The organism is Streptosporangium sp. NPDC049078, assembly GCF_040648855.1.
Classification (GTDB): domain Bacteria; phylum Actinomycetota; class Actinomycetes; order Streptosporangiales; family Streptosporangiaceae; genus Streptosporangium.
Window position 1 is genome coordinate 119450 of sequence record NZ_JBEZEL010000005.1, and the last position, 18856, is coordinate 138305.

Below are 18856 nucleotides of genomic sequence, written 5' to 3' on the forward strand. Positions count from 1 at the left end.
CTTGCCGGACTCGCAGCCCAGGACCGTGAGGGTGCTGCCGCCACCGCCGCCGCCGTGGCCGCCGCCGGGGGTCTCCAGGGACTGCAGGTCGAGAAGAACCATCGAAGTTGCTCCGTTTCTACGGGTTCTACGGGTTGTGTGGAACGGGGAAGGACTAGTGGCAGAGCAGGAGGCTCAGGTTGCTGGGCTTGCCGGACTCGCAGCCCAGGACCGTGAGGGTGCTGCCGCCACCGCCGCCGCCGTGGCCGCCGCCGGGGGTCTCCAGGGACTGCAGGTCGAGAAGGACCATGGGATTGCCTCACTTCTGGTGGGAACCGAACCGATATCGGGAAAACCGGGATGCCTAGTGGCAGAGGGCGACGCTCAGGTTGCTGGGCTTGCCGGACTGGCAGCCCAGGACCGTGAGGGTGCTGCCGCCGCCACCGCCACCACCGCCGGTGGGGGCCTCCAGGGACTGCAGGTCGAGAAGGACCATGTCGTTACACCTCCTTCGATGTCGATGTGTCGTGGGGGCCAAACCGCCCGGCGGGTTCGTGCGCGGACACCCCTGACGGGGTGCTCGTGTCGCCGGGCGGCTCGATGAAGGGGAGGAACACCGGCCGGTCGTGCAGCACGGCGCTCATCGCGAACAGGACTCCGGCCGTGCCGGTCGCGAAGTCCATGGAGAGCCTGAGCAGTTGGTTACCGGGGAAGGCGAGCCCGCCGCCGTGGGGCAGCGCGTGCCAGGCCAGCCCGCGGAGCTGCTCGGCCACATCGGTGTGGTCGGTGAGGGAGGCGTCCGGCTCGGGGCCCAGACCCCAGCCGAGGGCGCCGAGCATGCCGCTCCGGCCGGTGAACAGGCCGGACTGCACGAAGTAGCGTCCCCGGGTGACACGCCGGCAGCCGTCGAGCGCGGCGCGCAGGTCCTCGTCCTCCCGGTGGGCGAGGTAACGGGCGAGGACGATGCCGATGCCCACCGACCCCTCGTCCAGGTAGGGCAGCGTACGCCAGCCCTGGTCGACCTGGAGGGTTCCGTCCTCACCGGTGACGCAGCGCCGCAGGTCCTGCCGGAGCGCCACGGCGGCCCTGTCGAGCAGCGACGCGTCGCCGGTGTGCTCGTAGGCGTGCATGAAGAGAAGAGCGGGCCCGGAGGAGCCGTACATCAGCCCGGCCCGGGGGTGGACGCCGCCGCTGACCTGGGGTACGTCCTCGGGCCCGCCCAGCCTGTCGGAGCAGATGCCGGTGATCTGCAGGGCCACCTCGGTGAAGGTCCGCTCGCCGGTGGTCCGGCCCAGGTGGAGCAGGTTCAGGCCCATGCCGGCCAGGCCGCTGAACAGCCCGAGCTCCAGCGCCTCCCATTTCTGGCGCAGGCACAGGTCGGCGGTGTCGATCGCGTCCTGGCGGTGCCCGAGCAGGTCGAGGACGTAGGCCACACCGTGCAGGCCGTCGTAGAACCCGATCCCCGTCCCCGGGGCGGGGGCGAGCGCCTTCGCGCGCAGCCAGTCCTCGTGCTCGGGACGGCGCTCGGCTCCGGTGCTCGCCAGCGCGTAGAGCACGCCGGCCGCGCCGTACGCGAGGTTGACGCCGCCGCCGGGCTGGAACTGGGCGACGTCGCCGGGGAAGAGCCGGTCCTCGCGCTCGGGGGTGGCGCTCGCCAGGATGGCCCGGGTCATCGCCTCCTTGAGCCGGGGCCAGCTGTCGCGTCCCGGTTTCGGGTAGGGCGTGGCCGCAGCGGGTTCGGGGCCCGCGACGGTGAGGACCGCCTCGTCGAGCATCTCGCGCGGCACGGGGAAGGTCTCGCCGATGAGCCTGGCCAGCTCGGTCACCTTGGCGCGGTCGAGCGGCAGCATGATCGTGAGCTGGGGGGCGAAGAGCCCGAGGCAGAGGCAGGAGAGGGCGTACAGGTCGACGTCGACGCCCTGCCGGTCGGCCGGGGCGCCGAACGCGGGGTGGGCGAGCGCCGCGCGGCCGCGGTCCTCGGTGAGGGTCGCCACCTCGTAGTCGATCAGGGTCAGGCGGCCGTCCTCGGTCACGAGGATGTTGTTCGGGTGCAGGTCGCCGAAGACCACCCCGCGCTCGTGCAGGGACTCGACCGCCCGGCGCACCTTGGGAAGTATGTCGAGCACCCAGGCGGTGTACTCGGCGATGGCCGCCTCGTCGCAGGTCGCCCTGGTGAGCGGGTATTTGTGCACGAGTTGGCGCTGGAGCGGGTTGCCGTCGACGAACTCCTCGACCAGGAAGTGGTGCCCGCCCAGGGTGAAGTAGTCGACCAGTGTGGGCACCGCGTCCAGTCCGGACAGGCGCTCCAGCATGTCGCGCTCGTGCGCCAGCCGCGCCACCGCGTCCCGGCCGGCGGCGTCCAGGCCGGCGTGCGGGCGGGCCTCCTTCAGTACGACCCGCTCCCCGGTGCGCAGGTCCTCTCCCAGGTAGACGCCGCCGCCGTTGGAGAACTGCATCACGCTCTCGACCCGGTACGGCAGCCCTTCGGTGGTGACCGCGTTGCGGGCCGCCAGGTGGGGTTCGAGGAAGGCGGGCAGCGTCACCCAGGACGGCACGCCGAAGGAGGGCTCCCGCACGTCGGGGACGAGCCGGCCCTCGCCGTCCTCGATGGCCAGCACCAGCTCGCCGCTGTCGGCCAGGCAGCGCCGTCCGGCGAAGCCGCCGTACCGTACGAAGAGCGGGCCCTGGCCGTAGCGGAGGTCGCTGAGGATGTAGGGCCCCTCGACGCCCGTGAGCAGCTCGTCGAGCTCCTTGAGGGTGAGCTCCAGCTGCGCCTCGTCCACCGGGTAGATCGTCACGAGCTTCCCGCTGGAGCCACGGGGGGCGGCCTTGGAGTTCAACATGGTCATGACCGGCAGGCTGCGCAGGAACTTGAACGCGATGCCGCGGGGGACGCAGTAGTCCCAGACCGCCTCTATGGCGCGGTCGGCGTCCTCGGCGCGAGCGGAGACGTGGATCTTCCAGCCCTGGGCGGGTGTGCGACCGTCGAGCGGCGCGTAGTGCATCCAGGTGTCGGTCGCCTGGTGCTGCCAGCCGTCCGGGACATCTCGGGTAGCGAGCGCGAAATCGGGGTGATCACCCCGGCGGCCGTCAAGCGTGTCATAAAAAAGCGGGTCGGCCAGGCAATAAAGCTCATACTGGTCATCCACCACATTCTCCCCTGCTGTCTTCCAGAAGAGAGAATTACGGATAACCCGAGAAACCACTAGTTACAAACTAAACCAGTCGTATATGCGAAACTCACAGTGTCAACCATGACGATGTGCGCTACCTGCGCTTTTGTGGCAAACGTGAATATGATTCGGGAAAATTAGTGGGAATCTCGGCCATCAGCGTGAACCACCCGTCCGTGCCGCCGACCGCCCGAACCGTGCCGCCCAGCTCGCCCACGCGGTGACCCAGGTTGTCCACGCCGTTGCCGGTGGAGGCGGTCCCGAAGGCGCCTGTGGAGGGGGTCTCCTGCCGGGGAGCCCCGTCGTTGACGACGGTGAGGCGCAGCCGGCCGTCGTACTCGACCAGCTCGATCGCGCACCGCTTCACCCGGCTGTGCCGCAGCATGTTCGTCACGCCCTCGCGGACCACCGCGCCCAGCGCGGTGCTCACCACCTCGGGAAGCTCGTCCACGTCGACCCGGACCGAGCAGTAGGCCCCGAAGCCCTCCATCAGGGTCCTGGCCCGCGTGACCTCGCCGGAGAACGACAGCCGGCGGGCGGCCTCCGACACGTTCCGTACGGCGTGCGCGGCCTGCCGCACCGCCTGCAACACCTCTTCCAGCTCCTCGCGCAGGCGCGCGTCGCCGTTCGCCTTCCTGTGGGCCAGCTCTCCCTTGATGGACGCCAGCCAGAGCCAGTGCCCCACGATGTCGTGCATGTCGCGGGCGAATCTCTCGTACGCTCTGCTGAGTGCCCGCTCCCGCTCGGCGTGGAGCCGTCTGATCCGCAGGGCGAGAACGAGTGTCGCGCCCAGTGAGACCAGCAGGATGCCCGTTCCGACCGCTCCGACGAGGTAAGCGGGGTGGGGCATGGAACGCCTCTCGCAGGAGAAATGATATTCCCGCTAATAAACTCAAAAAAGTCGTTAAATGTCAATCAAGAGGCGTGGTTCCGCGACATGAGGCGGCAGGCGAGGACCGCCAGGAAATCAGCATGAAATGCGGTGATATAGCCCATCTAATGCTTCGTCGGCGAATCGTGATCGCCATGCTTCCCGCGTGGGGACGCGGGCGGGAGTATCGAGCGGGATCTCTCAGATGAGCCCGAGCGCCGAGGGCAGCAGCAGGTACGCTCCGGCCACCAGGCACGCGCCCGCCACCACGAGGAACAGAAAGACCCAGAATCCGCCGGGCAGGAAGGTGAGCCTGGCGAGCTGGTCGGCGTCGGAATCGGGCGCCTGGTGGCGACGCCGCTTGCGCTGGAGCTCCACGATCGGCCGGATGCCGCCCAGCAGCAGGAACCACACGGCCAGATAGGCCAGGACCGCGTCCATGTCGGGCGCCGCGTACCAGGTGAAGGCGAAGATCGCGCCTCCGGTGGCGAGCAGGCTCACCACACCGAACAGGTTGCGGATCAGCAGCAGCATGCAGAACAGCAACCCGATCACTATCGTGATCAGCACCGCCACATAGCCGGAGGAGGTGAGCCACGCTCCGCCCAGTCCCAGCAGGGACGGGGTGACGTATCCGGCGGCGGCGGTCAGGATCATGCCGAACCCTCGGGGCTTTCCCCTGGTCAGGGTGACACCCGAAGTGTCGGAGTGCAGCCGGATGCCCTCCAGTTTGCGCCGGGTGAGCAGCGCCACCAGCGCGTGCCCGCCCTCGTGGGCGATGGTGATCAGCCCTCGCGACAGCTGCCACGAGGTGGACCACGACACCACGCCCAGCGCGGCCAGAGCGGACAGCAGCACAACCCACAGGGGCGGCCCGGAACGGGACGTGGTCAGGGTCACCCAGAGGTCGGACAACGCTCGTTTCTCCTTCGCGGCGTGAGAGTAAAGCGTCCCACGAGTGCCGGTGTGCTGGGGATAAAGTCGGAACCGTGCCGAATATGATGCCGGAATTCGCGGCCGCGGGCGGGTCCGCCCGCCGGCGAGGACCGGGCCGGACCGGAGGGATCCCGCTCGGCGGCGACCTCTCGAACGTCCCCCATCCGTACGCCCCTCGGCCCCACGCGCCCGGCAGGCCTGGCGACGACCGGATCCATGCGCTGTACTGGCAAAACGCGGACAATCTCCTTGGCTCCTCCGCGCACTACACTCGGTCGGCAGGACATTGATGGTCGGGAGAAACTCGTGAACGATCGGAACGCCGAGCTCATCAAGACGTTCTACGAGGCATTCGCGCGCCGCGACGCCGACGCGATGGAGCTCTGCTACCACCCTGACGTCACCTTCGGTGATCCCGTCTTCCAGGACCTCGAAGGACGCGACAAGGTCATGGGCATGTGGCGGATGCTGCTGAGCCGCAGCCCCGACCTCGCCGTGACCGTACGCGACATCACCGTGCGCCCGTACGAGGGCACGGCGCACTGGACCGGTCGTTACACCTTCGGCGAGAGGGGCAGGAGGGTCGTCAACGAGGTCGACGCCCTCTTCCGCTTCGAGGACGGACTGATCGTCCGCCACCACGACGACTTCGACCTCAGGCGCTGGTCCAAGATGGCGATGGGCCGGCCGGTCGGAATCGTCCTCGGCTGGACCCCGATGCTGAGGGCGAAGATCCGTGCCACCGCGATGCGGTCGCTGCAGGAGTTCATGAGCGCCCGATGAGGAGAGACGTGTGACCGACCGGCGAGTGCGAGGCCTGCGGAGCCTGATGCGCGGGCGTTCCGGCACCGGTCGGGAGTCTCCCGAGCGATCGATGGACCCCAGGTCCGCCGGCGAGGAGCGGCCGCCCCCGCCCCGTTCGCGCGTCATCGACAACGCGATCTACGTCAACGGTCATCGGGCGGCGACCCCCGAGTCGCTGCCCGAGGCGTTCGACCGCCTGAAGAACACCCCGGACAGCATGGCCTGGATCGGCTTCTACCGGCCGGAGGACGGCGTCATCCTCAACGTCGCCGAGGAGTTCGACCTGCACGAGCTGGCGGTCGAGGACGCCATCGTCGCCCACCAACGCCCCAAGGCCGACCGCTACGGCGACACCCTGTTCGTGGTGCTGCGCCCGGCCCGCTACCTCGACGAGGCCGAGGAGGTCGACTTCGGCGAGCTGCACGTCTTCGTCGGCAAGAACTTCGTGATCACCGTACGGCACAGTGAGGCTCCCGACCTGTCCCAGGTCCGCCGCCGTATGCAGCACGACCCCGAACTGCTCGGCCAGGGACCGCAGGCGGTGCTCTACGCCATCCTCGACGCGGTCGTGGACGGCTACGCCCCCGTGGTCGCCGGCCTGCAGAACGACATCGACGAGATCGAGGTCCAGGTCTTCGGCAACGAACCCGGGGTCTCCCGCCGCATCTACGAGCTGTCGCGCGAGGTGATCGAGTTCCAGCGGGCCACCCAGCCGCTCCTGGGCATGATCGAGGGTTTCATCGCGGGCGCGGACAAGTACGGGGTGGACCAGGAGCTGCAGAGATACTTGCGGGACGTGGCCGACCACGCGATCACCGTCGCCGAGCGGGTGAGCGGCTTCCGCCAGATGCTCCACGACATCCTCGTGGTCAACTCGACCATGGTGGCCCAGGCCCAGAACGAGCACATGACCAACCTCACCGAGGCGAGCAACGCCCAGAACGAGGAGGTCAAGCGGATCTCCGCGTGGGCCGCGATCCTGTTCGCCCCCACCCTCGTCGGCACCATCTACGGCATGAACTTCGACGTGATGCCCGAGATCCACTGGGCGTGGGGCTATCCCTTCGCGGTCATGCTCATGGCGGGCGTCTGCCTCACCCTCTATCTGGTGTTCAAACGCCGAGACTGGCTGTGAACCCGTCGTGAGCCCCGGGCCACCGGCCCGAGGCCCATCGGCGAGGCTCAGCCGAGCTTGGTCAGAATCAGGTCCAGCTTGCCGTCCATGGAGTCCATTCGGACCTCGAAGGCGTCCATCCGACCTTCGAAGGCGTCCATCCGGCCTTCCATGGACTTCATCCGGCTTTCGAAGGACTCCATCCGGGCGTCCATCTTCACCTCAAGGTTGTCGACCTTGGCGTCGAGGTTGTCGACCTTGATGTCGAGGTCGCGGACTCTGACGTCGAGGTTGTCGACCTTGGTTTCCAAGGTGTCGACCTTGACGGCGAGAGCGGACAGATCCTCCTTGGTGGCCATCCGGTTCATGACCTCTTCGAACATCGGCGCGGCGTAGGTCATGACCTCCTCGCGGATGATCTTGGGGAGATCGTGCAGGGTCTCCTTGATATCCGCCAGGTCCGTGTCCGTCCTGAAGGCCCAGGCCTCCAGGTGCACCACGCGCTGACCGGTGCTCTTCGTCGCCACGTCGGGCATGCTATCTCCTGGTCGGGGGAATGAGGGGCTGACCTGCCGACGAACCAGAGGCGCGATCTGTGACGGCGTGCTACCAATTGAACACGCTCCGCTGATGCGGTGAGGTCGATTCCGGGATTTCGAAAAGCGAGGGTGGTCAGCCGAGCAGCTTGCGGGCGGCCGCCTCGATCTCGGCCTCCGACAGCAGCACGTGCCTCGCCGCCTCGCCCAGGGGGATGAAGCTGTCCGAGGAGGTCACCCGGGCGATCCTGCCGGTGAAACCCGCGTCGAGCAGCTCGGCGACGATGCTCTCCGAGACGCCCCCGGTGCGGCGGGTCTCGTCGGCGATCAGCACCCGGCCGGTCAGCTCCGCGGCTCGCATCAGGTCCTCGACCGGGAGGGGGGAGAGCCAGCGCAGGTCCAGGACCCGGCAGCTGTGCCCCTCCGCGGTGAGCCTCACCGCGGCGCGCAGGCTCATCCGCAGCCCGTTGCCGAAGGTCACGATGGTCAGGTCGCGGCCGTCGCCGTAGCCGCGGGCGCGCCCGATCGGGATGTGCGTCTCCGCCCATCGCGCCGGGGGGGCGTACGGGGCGAGCCAGCCGTTGTCACCCTCCTCGAACATGTCGCGGGTGTTGTACAGGGCGATGGGCTCAAGGAAGACGCAGACGCTGCCGTCGACGCGGGCGGCGGCGAGGCAGGTGCGCAGCATCGAGGCGGCGTCGTCGGGCCGGGCGGGGGAGGCCACGACCAGGCCGGGTATGTCGCGCAGGGCGGCGATGGAGTTGTCGTTGTGGAAGTGGCCGCCGAAGCCCTTCTGGTAGGCGTAGGAGGCGACGCGCACCACCATCGGGTTGCGAAAGGCTCCCTGGGAGAAGAACTGGAGCGTCGCCGCCTCGCCCCGGATCTGGTCCAGGGCGTTGTGCAGGTAGGCCAGATACTGGATCTCGGGCACCGGCAGCAGGCCGGAGACCCCCGAGCCGAGCGCGAGGCCGAGCACGGACTGCTCGTCGAGGAGGGTGTCGAACACCCGGCCGGCGCCGAAGCGTTTCTGCAGGCCGCGCGTGACGCCGTAGACGCCGCCCTTGCGTGCCACGTCCTCGCCGAAGACGAGCACGTCGGGGTGGGCGGCCAGGGAGTCGGCGAGGGTGCGGTTGACGGCCTGGGAGAAGGTCAGCGGGCCCTCCCGCTCGGGGAGCCTGCCGGCGAAGGCCCTCGACCTGACGTCGGTGGCCGCCACTTCGGTGCAGGCCGCGGCGACGGCCGCGGGGGTGCGCGGGGCGAGCGGCTCCACGATGTCGAAGGCGGAGATCAGCCGAGGGCGCCGAGAGCTCTCCATCGCCATCTTGAACAGGTGCTCGCGCGTCGTCTCGTACCGGAGCAGCAGCTCGTCGGGAGTGGTCAGGCCGGCCTCGACGAGCAGCCTGGCGGTCGCCACCAGCGGGTCGCGCGCCAGGTCGGCGTCGATCTCCCGCTTGGTCCGATACGACAGCTCCACGTCCGAGCCCGCGTGGCCCATCAGCCGGACGGTGCTCACGCGCAGCAGGGCGGGCGCGCGGTGCGTGCGGACGTGGTCGGTGGCGGCGAGCGCCATGTCGTGGACGTCGGCCAGGTCACAGCCGTCGGCCTCGAAATACCTCATCAACGGGTGGCGGGCGGCCTTGACCCAGCCGTCGGGGGTGCGCACGCTGATGCCCAGGCCGTTGTCCTCGCAGACGAAGAGGATCGGCAGCGGCAGCTTCTGGTATGAGCCGTAGGCGGCCGTGTTGAGGCCCGACAGGGCGCTGGCGTGGTTCGTCGAGGCGTCGCCGAAACTGCAGATCACGATCGCGTCGCTCGGCCACGGCCCCGGTACGCCGAGCTGGCGGGCGCGCTCGATGGCGAAGGCCACGCCCACCGCGCGGGGCAGGTGGCTGGCGATCGTGGAGGTCTGGGGGATCACCGCGAGGTCCGGGTGGCCGAAGACCTTGTGCCGCCCGCCCGCGATCGGCTCCTCGACCGAGGCGGTCAGGCCGAGCAGCACGTCGCGCAGCCCTTCCTCGGGCAGTCGTCCCGCCATCGCCGACCTGGTCAGGTAGAAGGCGCCCGACCGGTAGTGCAGGAGGGCCGGATCGGTGACGCGCGACGCGGCGGCGACCGCGGCGTTGCCCTCGTGCCCGGCCGAGCCGATCGTGTAGAACCCCTCGCCCTGCTCGCGCAGCCAGCGGGCGGTGACGTCCAGCAGCCTGCTGCCGAGCTGGAACTGAAACAGCTCGCGGCACCTGGCCCCGGTCAGGGTGGTGTCCTCCCGCACGGGCAGGCCGGGGTCGCGCGGTGTGCCGGGGGAAAGGGCACTCACGGCGTCGGTGAAATGGGTCTCAACAGAGTCGCGCGCCACAGCCCGATTATGTCCCCCATCGACGGACGCCGTCCCCAACCTTGACATCTTTGATGGCGACGAGATGGCGGACCGATCATGTTTAACCAGTATTCATGACGCATTGTCAGACGTGATTTTACGGCCCGTTCGACGAATGAACGGGAACGTCGGAGCCGGATACTTCACGCCGGTCCCCAGGGTGAGGCCTTGACGCCGGAACCCCGGCGCGACACAGCCGGCGCAGGGCTCTGACACGGGAATCCGACACCGGGCCTGCCGGGCAGGATGAGTCGGGTCAGAAGGGCGGAAGCCCCGAACAGGGTGAGCGCATTCGTTTCCTGCCTTGTGTTCCGATCCATGGGTATCTCGCGCCCCTGTTGCCACAAGCCGTTCCTCCTGCGGACTTCTCGCGGAGGGTCTCTTTGCCATCGGCGGATACTGCGGCTGCCAGCATCTTCGGAGTTCACGTCCATCGCATCAGTCACATGAGTGGAGACGCGCATGCTTGGAAAATTGATTCTCACCGGGGCGGTGGGGGCGGTCGTCATGCTGCCGGCCGCCGCCCACGCCGCCGGACCGTCTCCGGATACGGCGAGGTCCGTCACGGCGCTTTCCGGTGACACGCCGGTTTCCGGGATGCCGGCCGTTGGGAGCGCACCGGCGTACGGAAACGCGTCGGCGCCGCTGTCCGCACCGGTGTCCGCGTCGGCGCCCTCGGTCGCGACGCCGCCTCCGCCCGTACCGGGAACCGCTCCGGTGCCCGCGGCCGCGGTGCCCGGGACTCCGCCGCCGCCCGACGCGTCGCTCACGCCCGGCACGACCCCGCCCGGCGTCGTCCCGCCCGGTTCCACTCCGCCTGGCACGACTCCACCGGTCGACACGACCCCGCCCGACACGACCCCGCCCGGTTCCACTCCGCCTGGCACGACCCCGCCTGGCACGACTCCACCGGTCGACACCACCCCGCCGGTCGGCGTCGCGCCGCCCGTGACCGTCCCGCCGGTCCAGGTCGTATCGACGCCGGTGATCTTCGCCGCGCCGGGCACGCCGCTCGCGGTCACGTCGGCCGTCGCCGCATGGGCGGGAACGTTCTGTGCGCCGACCGGCGTCGTGGCCGTGACCGGCTCGTGTCTGTAACCGGCTCACGCCGGTGCTCGTGACCGTCCCGTGCCCGCACCTGTGATCGGCTCGCGCCGGTGACGGTCCCATGCCCGTGACCGTCCCGCGCGAGGGAGACGCGGGTGAGACGCGGACAAGACACGGCGACGTTACGGATGACCGTGCCGGTGACCGGCCGCCGTGCCACTCCGGCAGATTCGCGCGGCCGTGCGGCCCGCGCGAAACCCCTCCCGGCCCCGGCCGGTCTTCAATCGCCCTCCCGCCCCCGGGCGGGAGAAGGCGTCTTTGCCGATGCGCGCCGCAAAACAGGAAGAGTCTTGTGGAAGGGTGCCCTTCTCGGCGGGCGGACTCGGAGAAGGATGGAAAGGAGTGACGCGGGAGAGGAGCCACCATGCCGGTACGGGACGAAGGGCGACCGGTGGTCGTCGGATACGACGGTTCGGCGGAGAGCCGCCTGGCCCTGCGATGGGCCGTCGAGGACGCCCGCCTGAGATTTCTCCCGCTGCTCGTCTGCCACGCCTGGCAGTGGCCCTACCCCAGGCTCTCCCTCGCCCCCGAGACCACCGAGGTCGTACGGCGGATGGGCGGGCGCGTCCTGGAGAACGGGCTGATGACCGCGCGTGAGATGGCACCCAGGGCGTCCATACACGGGCGACTGGTGGAGGGGACCCCGGCCGCCGCCCTGGTGGGCCTGTCGAACGACGCGGAGCTGATCGCGATCGGCCCGCGTGGCGCGGGCGACCCCGAGGAACTGCGGATCGGCTCGACCGTCGAGGTCGCCGCGCACGCCCGCTGCCCGGTGGCCGTCGTCAGGAGGCCGGGCCACCAGCGCGTCGGCCGCGTGGCGATCGCGGTGGAGGACGCGGCCGTCGACTCGCAGGAGCTGGCCATCGCCTTCGAGGAGGCGAGGCTGCGCAGGGCGACGCTGCTCATCATCTGCCTCTGCTCCGAGGACGCCGGCGATCTCAGGTCGGCGGCCGTCCACTTCAACACCAGCGTCTCGGTGTGGGAGGAGAGGTATCCCACGGTCGTGGTGGAGACGATGATCGAGACACGCCCTCACGTCGAGGCGCTCCGTCACGCGGCCGACCGTTCTGACCTGCTGGTCGTCCCCGACCGGGAGCACCACGATCCGCTGGATCCCGCCATCGGCCCGGTCTGCCGGGTGATGCTGAGCGAGGCGCCGTGCACGGTCGTGGTGACCCCCTCGCAGGCGTGGAGTCCGTCCAGCTGGGCGGAGCTGTCCGCCAGAGGTTAGCGACCCTTAACCTTGGGAGGCGGCCAGCGCCGCACGTGCCATACCGCGCAGCAGCTCCGCCATCGCCGCGGGCGGCAGCTCGCCCGCGCTGTGCGGGGTGGAGTTGAGCAGTCCGAAGACGGCGTGGGTCGCGGCGCGCAGCCCGGCCTGGGAACGCGCGGGGTAGAGCTCGCTCAGCACGGTGACCCACTCCTCGACGTACAGCCGCTGCAGCCGACGGATCCGGCGGCGCGCGGGCTCGGGCACGTTGCCGAGCTCCCTGTCGTGCACGGTGATCAGTGCGGGGTGGCCGAGCGCGAACTCGATCTGGCAGCTGAGCAGGGCGTCCAGTGCCTGCTCCGCGTCTGCGGCCTCGGTCACGCGGCGCGCGCCCGAGGTGTGCAGGCGCTCGCTGACATCCAGCAGCATCTCCGCGAGCAGGGCGTCCTTGCCGCTGAAGTGGCGGTACAGGGCCGGGCCCGAGGTGCCGACCGCGCCGCCGATCTCCTCGATCGAGACGCCGTGGAAGCCGCGGGCGGCGAACAGCTCCGCGGCGGCGTCCAGGATCTCCGCGCGCCGGGAGCCACGGGTGCGTGCAGGGGACTGAGCGGTCGTCACCTCTCGCATGGTAGACGGTAACGTTAATAATGACTAACATCTGCGGTGAAGTCGGGCATCGGTGCCCCGGCGACGGCAGCGCCGGGGCGGATCGGATGATCCGGGCGGAGCGGACGGGGAGGCTCGTATGAGTGGCTGGCCGGTGCTGCGGAGCGCCTGTGATCCGGGCGGTGAGGGCTTCAAACGCAACGCCGAGGTGAACGAGCGTCTGGTCGCCGACCTCAGGGAGCGCCTGGCCGTGGCGGGGCTGGGCGGCCCCGAGAAGTCGCGTGCCCGGCACGTCTCCCGGGGCAAGCTGCTGCCCCGCGACCGCGTCGACTCGCTGCTCGACCCCGGTTCACGCTTCCTGGAGCTCTCCCAGCTGGCCGCGGGAGGGATGTACGACGACGTGGCCCCCGCCGCCGGGATCATCACCGGGGTGGGCCGTGTCTCGGGGCGCGAGTGCGTGGTCGTCGCCAACGACGCCACCGTCAAGGGCGGCACCTACTATCCGATCACCGTCAAGAAGCATCTGCGGGCCCAGGAGGTCGCCCTCCACAACAACCTGCCGTGCGTCTATCTCGTCGACTCGGGAGGCGCGTTCCTCCCCGAACAGGACGAGGTCTTCCCCGACCGCGAGCACTTCGGCCGGATCTTCTACAACCAGGCGACCATGTCCGCGCGCGGCATCCCGCAGATCGCCGCGGTCCTCGGCTCCTGCACCGCGGGCGGCGCGTACGTCCCGGCGATGAGCGACGAGGCGGTGATCGTCCGCAACCAGGGCACGATCTTCCTCGGCGGCCCGCCGCTGGTGAAGGCCGCCACCGGCGAGGAGGTCACCGCGGAGGAGCTGGGCGGCGGCGACCTGCACGCCCGCGTCAGCGGCGTCACCGACCACCTCGCCGACGACGACCGCCACGCGCTGCGGATCGTCCGCGACATCGTCTCCACCCTCGCGCCGCGCACGCCCTCCCCCTGGGAGCGCGTGCCCTCCGAGGAGCCCGCGCACGACCCCCGCGACCTGTACGGCATCGTCCCCGCCGACACCCGCACCCCGTACGACGTCCGCGAGATCATCGCCAGGATCGTGGACGGCAGCAGGTTCGGCGAGTTCAAGGCCGAGTACGGCGCCACGCTCGTCACCGGGTTCGCCCGCATCCACGGCCACCCCGTCGGGATCGTCGCCAACAACGGCATCCTGTTCGGCGAGTCGGCGCTCAAGGGCGCCCACTTCATCGAGCTGTGCGACCGGCGCAACACCCCGCTGGTGTTCCTGCAGAACATCAGCGGCTTCATGGTCGGCAGGGCGTACGAGGCGGGGGGCATCGCCAAGCACGGCGCGAAGATGGTCACCGCCGTCGCCTGCGCCCGGGTGCCCAAGTTCACCGTGGTCGTCGGCGGCTCGTTCGGGGCCGGCAACTACGCGATGGCCGGGCGCGCCTACTCGCCCCGGTTCCTGTGGATGTGGCCGGGAGCGCGCATCTCGGTGATGGGCGGCGAGCAGGCCGCCAACGTCCTGTCCACCGTGGGCGACGCCGACCCCGACGCCATCCGCGCGCAGTACGAGGAGCAGGGCAACCCCTACTACTCCACCGCCCGCCTCTGGGACGACGGGGTCATCGATCCCCTCGACACCCGTACCGTCCTGGGCCTGGCCCTGTCGGCCTCGGCCAACGCCCCCCTCGAACCCGTCGGCTACGGCGTCTTCCGGATGTGACCGCACCCATGACCCACTCAGCCCACTCGACTCACCAGACCTCCTCGGCACACGCGTCGCCGCCGCGCGGGGGCCGGATGTTCGACACCGTCCTCGTCGCCAACCGCGGCGAGATCGCTCTGCGGATCACCCGCACTCTCCGGAGGCTGGGCATCCGCTCGGTCGCCGTCCACAGCGACGCCGACGCCGGGGCGCGGCACGTCCGCGAGGCCGACGTCGCGGTGCGGCTCGCCGGCGGTTACCTCGACGCCGACGGCATCCTCGCCGCCGCCGCGGCGACCGGCGCCCAGGCGGTGCATCCCGGATACGGCTTCCTCGCCGAGAACGCGGACTTCGCCCGGCGCTGCGCGGAGGCCGGGCTCGTCTTCGTCGGCCCGCCGCCGGAGGCCGTGGAGGCGATGGGCGACAAGATCCGCGCCAAGGCCACCGTCTCGGCGGCCGGGGTGCCGGTCGTGCCCGGCGGCGCCGAGCCCGGCGACGACCTGGCCGAGGCGGCCGGGCGGGTCGGCTTCCCCGCGCTGATCAAGCCGTCGGCGGGCGGCGGAGGCAAGGGCATGGTGCTCGTGCGCTCCGCGGCGGAGCTGCCGGAGGCGCTGGCGTCCGCCCGCCGCACGGCCGCCGCCGCGTTCGGCGACGCGACCCTGCTGATCGAGCGGTTCGTGGAGAACCCCCGGCACATCGAGATCCAGGTGATGGCCGACGCCTACGGCGGCGTCATCCACCTGGGCGAACGCGAGTGCAGTCTTCAGCGCCGCCACCAGAAGATCGTCGAGGAGGCGCCGTCGCCGCTCCTCGACGCCGAGACCAGGGCCGCGATGGGCGCGGCGGCGGTCGAGGCCGCCAGGTCCGTCGGCTACACCGGCGCGGGGACGGTCGAGTTCATCGTCCAGGGCGCCACCGGCGACTACTACTTCATGGAGATGAACACCCGCCTGCAGGTCGAGCACCCCGTCACCGAGCTGGTCACCGGCCTGGACCTCGTCGAACTCCAGCTCAGGGTCGCCGCCGGTGAGCCCCTCCCGCTCACCCAGGACGAGGTACGCCTCGTCGGCCACGCCGTCGAGGCCCGCGTCTACGCCGAGGACCCCTCCCGGGGCTTCCTGCCGACCGGCGGCCGGGTCCTCGCGCTGCGCGAGCCACCGGGGGTGCGGGTCGACTCGGGACTGATGGCCGGGGGCCTGGTCGGCAGCGACTACGACCCGATGCTGTCGAAGGTCATCGCCTGGGGCAAGGACAGGACGGCCGCCCTGCGGCGGCTCGACGGCGCGCTCGCGGCGACGGCCGTACTCGGGGTGCCCACCAACATCGCCTTCCTGAGGGCCCTGGTCGGTCACCCCGCCGTCCTCGCCGGAGACCTCGACACCGGTCTGGTGGAGCGCCACCTCGACGAGCTCGTCTCCCGCGAGGACGTCCCCGCCGACGTCCTCGCCGCCGCCGCCCTGGTGCTGCACCGCGAGCACGCGCCCGCGGGCACGCCCGCCGACCCGTGGGACGTCCCCGACGGCTGGCGGCTGGGCGAGGCGGCCTGGACCGTCCACCGGCTGGAGAGCCGCGACGGGGTCTGCGAGATCAGGGTCCGCGGCCTGCCCGCCTCGGGGGCCGAGGTCCGCCTGCCCGGCGCGGAGGCCGTGCGGGCACGGCTCACCGAGGAGAGCGGCGGCGAGGACGGCGACCTGCTCGTCACTCTCGGCGAGACCGCGAGACGCTACGCCGTCGCCAGGGACGGCGACGTCGTCTGGCTCGGCCGCGACGGCGACGCCTGGGCGCTCACCCGCCACCACCTGGGAGACCCCGGCGACCGGGCCGGCGCGGGAGGCGCGGGTGACGGGCTGGTCCGCAGCCCGATGCCGGGCACCGTCCTGGTGGTGAAGGCGGGCGAGGGGGAGCGGGTCGCCGAGGGGCAGCCGCTGCTCATCGTGGAGGCGATGAAGATGGAGCACACCGTGACCGCGCCGATCGGCGGGGTCGTCGCCGAGCTGCGGGTCCGCGCGGGCCAGGCGGTCGCGATGGACGCCGTGCTCGCCGTGGTCCGCGAGGAGGAGTCGTGACGGTCTCCGCTCAGGTCGCGGAGGCCGTACGGGAACGCGGGAAGGTCGCGACGCGGACGACCGGATGGGCCGTGACCCACGACGACGGCGGAGTCACGGCCGGACGGGTCGCCGAGGTCGGGATTCCGGCCACGGGGACCGCGAGGCACGAACCGGTGAGGGGGGAATGATGCGCCGGCCACAGAGGGTCGAGGCCGCGGGGCTGCCGGAACGGGTCACGATCTACGAGGTCGGGCCGCGCGACGGGCTGCAGAACGAGGCCGCGGTGATTCCCGTCGAGGTCAAGGCCGAGTTCGTCGCCCGGCTCGCCGCCGCCGGGCACCGCGTGATCGAGGCCACCAGCTTCGTCCATCCCAAGTGGGTGCCCCAGCTCGCCGACGCCTCGGAGCTGCTGGCGGGCATGAAACGGGTTCCCGGCGTGCGCTACCCGGTGCTCGTCCCCAACGAGCGCGGCCTCGACCGCGCGCTCGAACACGGCGTCGAGGAGATCGCGATCTTCGCCAGCGCCACCGAGACGTTCGCGGGCAGGAACCTCAACCGGACGCTGGAGTCGCAGTTCGCGATGTTCGAGCCGGTCGTCGCGCGGGCGCTGGAGCACGGCCTGAAGGTGAGGGCGTACGTCTCGATGTGCTTCGGCGACCCGTGGGAGGGGCCGACGCCCGTCGCACAGGTCGTCTCCGTCGGGCGCAGGCTTCTGGACCTGGGCTGCTTCGAGCTGTCGCTCGGCGACACCATCGGTGTCGGCACCCCCGGCCACGTCGCCGCGCTGATCGAGGCGTTCGGCGGCCCGGACCGGCTCGCGGTGCACTTCCACGACACCTACGGCCAGGCCCTCGCCAACACCCTCACCGCCCTGCGCGAGGGCGTGACCGTCGTCGACGCCTCCACCGGAGGCATCGGCGGCTGCCCGTACGCCGAGAGCGCCACCGGCAACCTCGCCACCGAGGACCTGGTCTGGATGCTGCACGGCCTCGGCGTCGAGACCGGGCTTGACCTCGCCGCGCTGGTGGAGACCAGCACCTGGCTCGCCGCGAGGCTCGGCCGCCCCAGCCCGTCGCGGGTCGTCCAGGCCCTGGGCGAGCACCCGTCCCGCACCACCGCAGAGAACGCCGAGGAGTGATCATGCCCAAGCTGACCGAGGAGTACGAGGAGCTTCGCAAGACCGTCGAGGCGTTCGCCCGCGACGTGGTGGCCCCGGTGATCGGGGACCTCTACGAGCGTGAGCAGTTCCCCTACGACATCGTGCGGCAGATGGGCGCGATGGGCCTGTTCGGGCTGCCGATCCCCGAGGAGCACGGCGGCATGGGCGGCGACTACTTCGCGCTCTGCCTGGCCCTGGAGGAGCTGGCCAGGGTGGACTCCAGCGTGTCGATCACCGTCGAGGCCGCGGTGTCGCTGGGCGCGATGCCGATCTACCGGTTCGGCACGCCCGAGCAGCGCGCCCGGTGGCTGCCCCGGCTGGCCTCGGGCGAGATGCTCGGCGCCTTCGGCCTCACCGAGCCCGGCGGCGGCTCCGACGTGCCCGGCGGCATGCGGACCACCGCGGTGCTCGACGGCGACGAGTGGGTGATCAACGGTACGAAGGCGTTCATCACCAACTCCGGCACCGACATCACCGGCGTGATCGGCGTGGCCGCGATCACCGGCGAGCGGGCCGGAGGGAAGAAGGAGATCTCCACGATCCTGGTGCCGTCCGGCACACCGGGCCTCACCGTCTCGAAGAAGTACTCCAAGGTGGGCTGGAACTGCTCCGACACCCGTGAGCTCTCCTTCGAAAACTGCCGGGTCCCCGCGGGCAACCTGCTCGGCGAGCGCGGACGCGGCTACGCGCAGTTCCTGCAGACGCTCGACGAGGGCCGCGTCGCGATCGCCGCCCTGTCCACCGGCCTGGCCCAGGGCTGCGTGGACGAGTCGCTGCGCTATGTCCGCGAGCGCGAGGCGTTCGGTCACCCCATCGGCCACTACCAGGCGATCCAGTTCAAGATCGCCGACATGGAGGTCCGCACCCACACCGCCCGCCTCGCCTACCACCACGCGGCCGAGAAGATGCTCGCGGGCGAGCCGTTCAAGAAGGAGGCCGCGATCGCCAAGCTCGTCGCCGGCGACGCCGCCATGGACAACGCCCGCGACGCCACCCAGATCTTCGGCGGCTACGGGTTCATGAACGAGTACCCGGTCGGTCGTTTCTACCGCGACGCCAAGATCCTGGAGATCGGCGAGGGCACCAGCGAGGTCCAGCGGATGCTGATCGCGCGGGAGATGGGGCTCTCCGGCCTCTGACCCCGTTGCGGGGGACCGGTCGGCGCGCTTTGCGGAAGTTTGACGAGGCGGCCCGGCGTGGCTCGGGACCCCGTCGGGCACGCTGCGGGTACGGCGGTTGCGAAGTGCCG

At 70.7% G+C, this 18856-nt stretch carries 18 protein-coding genes; 9 read left to right on the plus strand and 9 right to left on the minus strand.

Translation table 11 applies throughout. The features are described from left to right. The 6 genes from AB0B90_RS09665 to AB0B90_RS09690 form a co-directional block, all read right to left on the minus strand. Positions 1–102, minus strand: a 102-nt coding sequence (locus AB0B90_RS09665) for a SapB/AmfS family lanthipeptide (RefSeq protein ID WP_350944251.1), incomplete at its 3' end; no start/stop codon positions are given. 52 nt (positions 103–154) lie between these two features. Further along, on the minus strand, positions 155–289 hold the full coding sequence (locus AB0B90_RS09670; RefSeq protein WP_350944088.1) for a SapB/AmfS family lanthipeptide: 135 nt from the start codon (positions 287–289) through the stop codon (positions 155–157). Between the two features lie 54 nt (positions 290–343). After that, positions 344–475 (minus strand): SapB/AmfS family lanthipeptide, encoded by a 132-nt coding sequence (locus tag AB0B90_RS09675; RefSeq protein WP_350944086.1) that lies wholly within the window; start codon positions 473–475, stop codon positions 344–346. A gap of 4 nt (positions 476–479) precedes the next feature. Further along, positions 480–3128 carry a class III lanthionine synthetase LanKC gene (gene lanKC / locus AB0B90_RS09680; protein WP_362921931.1) on the minus strand — a complete coding sequence of 883 codons (2649 nt, stop codon included), beginning with the start codon at positions 3126–3128 and terminating at the stop codon, positions 480–482. A 118-nt stretch (positions 3129–3246) separates the two neighbouring features. Next, on the minus strand, positions 3247–4002 hold the full coding sequence (locus AB0B90_RS09685) for a histidine kinase (RefSeq protein WP_362921934.1): 756 nt from the start codon (positions 4000–4002) through the stop codon (positions 3247–3249). Between the two features lie 222 nt (positions 4003–4224). Continuing rightward, entirely contained in the window at positions 4225–4938 is a 714-nt protein-coding gene (locus AB0B90_RS09690) for a M50 family metallopeptidase (protein WP_350944080.1), read from the minus strand. Between the two features lie 327 nt (positions 4939–5265). Here AB0B90_RS09690 and AB0B90_RS09695 point away from each other — a divergent pair, with 327 nt between their 5' ends. Beyond that, entirely contained in the window at positions 5266–5742 is a 477-nt protein-coding gene (locus tag AB0B90_RS09695) for a nuclear transport factor 2 family protein (RefSeq protein WP_350944079.1), read from the plus strand. 10 nt (positions 5743–5752) lie between these two features. After that, positions 5753–6898, plus strand: coding sequence for a magnesium and cobalt transport protein CorA (locus tag AB0B90_RS09700; protein WP_350944077.1), 1146 nt, complete (start codon positions 5753–5755; stop codon positions 6896–6898). Positions 6899–6945: 47 nt separating this feature from the next. On the opposite strand, the gene AB0B90_RS09705 is transcribed toward AB0B90_RS09700, so the two are convergent. Both AB0B90_RS09705 and AB0B90_RS09710 read right to left on the minus strand, forming a co-directional pair. Continuing rightward, positions 6946–7413: a hypothetical protein gene (locus tag AB0B90_RS09705; RefSeq protein WP_350944075.1), complete on the minus strand. Its 468-nt coding sequence runs from the start codon at positions 7411–7413 to the stop codon at positions 6946–6948. Between the two features lie 136 nt (positions 7414–7549). Beyond that, positions 7550–9766 (minus strand): thiamine pyrophosphate-dependent enzyme, encoded by a 2217-nt coding sequence (locus tag AB0B90_RS09710; RefSeq protein WP_362921937.1) that lies wholly within the window; start codon positions 9764–9766, stop codon positions 7550–7552. Positions 9767–10249: 483 nt separating this feature from the next. On the opposite strand from AB0B90_RS09710, the gene AB0B90_RS09715 reads away from it, so the two are divergent. Together AB0B90_RS09715 and AB0B90_RS09720 are read left to right on the plus strand one after the other, a co-directional pair. Beyond that, positions 10250–10885: a hypothetical protein gene (locus AB0B90_RS09715; protein WP_362921939.1), complete on the plus strand. Its 636-nt coding sequence runs from the start codon at positions 10250–10252 to the stop codon at positions 10883–10885. A gap of 373 nt (positions 10886–11258) precedes the next feature. Further along, entirely contained in the window at positions 11259–12125 is an 867-nt protein-coding gene (locus tag AB0B90_RS09720; protein ID WP_362921941.1) for a universal stress protein, read from the plus strand. Between the two features lie 6 nt (positions 12126–12131). Here the strand turns inward: AB0B90_RS09720 and AB0B90_RS09725 are convergent, their stop codons facing one another. After that, positions 12132–12731, minus strand: a complete 600-nt coding sequence (locus tag AB0B90_RS09725; protein ID WP_350944068.1) for a TetR/AcrR family transcriptional regulator — start codon at positions 12729–12731, stop codon at positions 12132–12134. 118 nt (positions 12732–12849) lie between these two features. On the opposite strand from AB0B90_RS09725, the gene AB0B90_RS09730 reads away from it, so the two are divergent. The 5 genes from AB0B90_RS09730 (at position 12850) to AB0B90_RS09750 (ending at position 18746) form a co-directional block, all read left to right on the plus strand. Then, entirely contained in the window at positions 12850–14418 is a 1569-nt protein-coding gene (locus tag AB0B90_RS09730) for a carboxyl transferase domain-containing protein (protein ID WP_350944066.1), read from the plus strand. Positions 14419–14495: 77 nt separating this feature from the next. Next, positions 14496–16466, plus strand: coding sequence for a biotin carboxylase N-terminal domain-containing protein (locus AB0B90_RS09735; RefSeq protein WP_362921943.1), 1971 nt, complete (start codon positions 14496–14498; stop codon positions 16464–16466). Then, entirely contained in the window at positions 16463–16636 is a 174-nt protein-coding gene (locus AB0B90_RS09740) for a hypothetical protein (protein WP_350944063.1), read from the plus strand. The genes AB0B90_RS09735 and AB0B90_RS09740 overlap by 4 nt, the downstream gene beginning before the upstream one ends. Continuing rightward, the gene (locus AB0B90_RS09745; protein ID WP_350944061.1) at positions 16633–17586 is read left to right on the plus strand and encodes a hydroxymethylglutaryl-CoA lyase; all 954 of its coding nucleotides are present in this window, start codon (positions 16633–16635) and stop codon (positions 17584–17586) included. The genes AB0B90_RS09740 and AB0B90_RS09745 overlap by 4 nt, the downstream gene beginning before the upstream one ends. Continuing rightward, the gene (locus AB0B90_RS09750) at positions 17583–18746 is read left to right on the plus strand and encodes an acyl-CoA dehydrogenase family protein (RefSeq protein WP_350944059.1); all 1164 of its coding nucleotides are present in this window, start codon (positions 17583–17585) and stop codon (positions 18744–18746) included. The genes AB0B90_RS09745 and AB0B90_RS09750 overlap by 4 nt, the downstream gene beginning before the upstream one ends. The last annotated feature ends 110 nt before the right edge of the window (positions 18747–18856 follow it).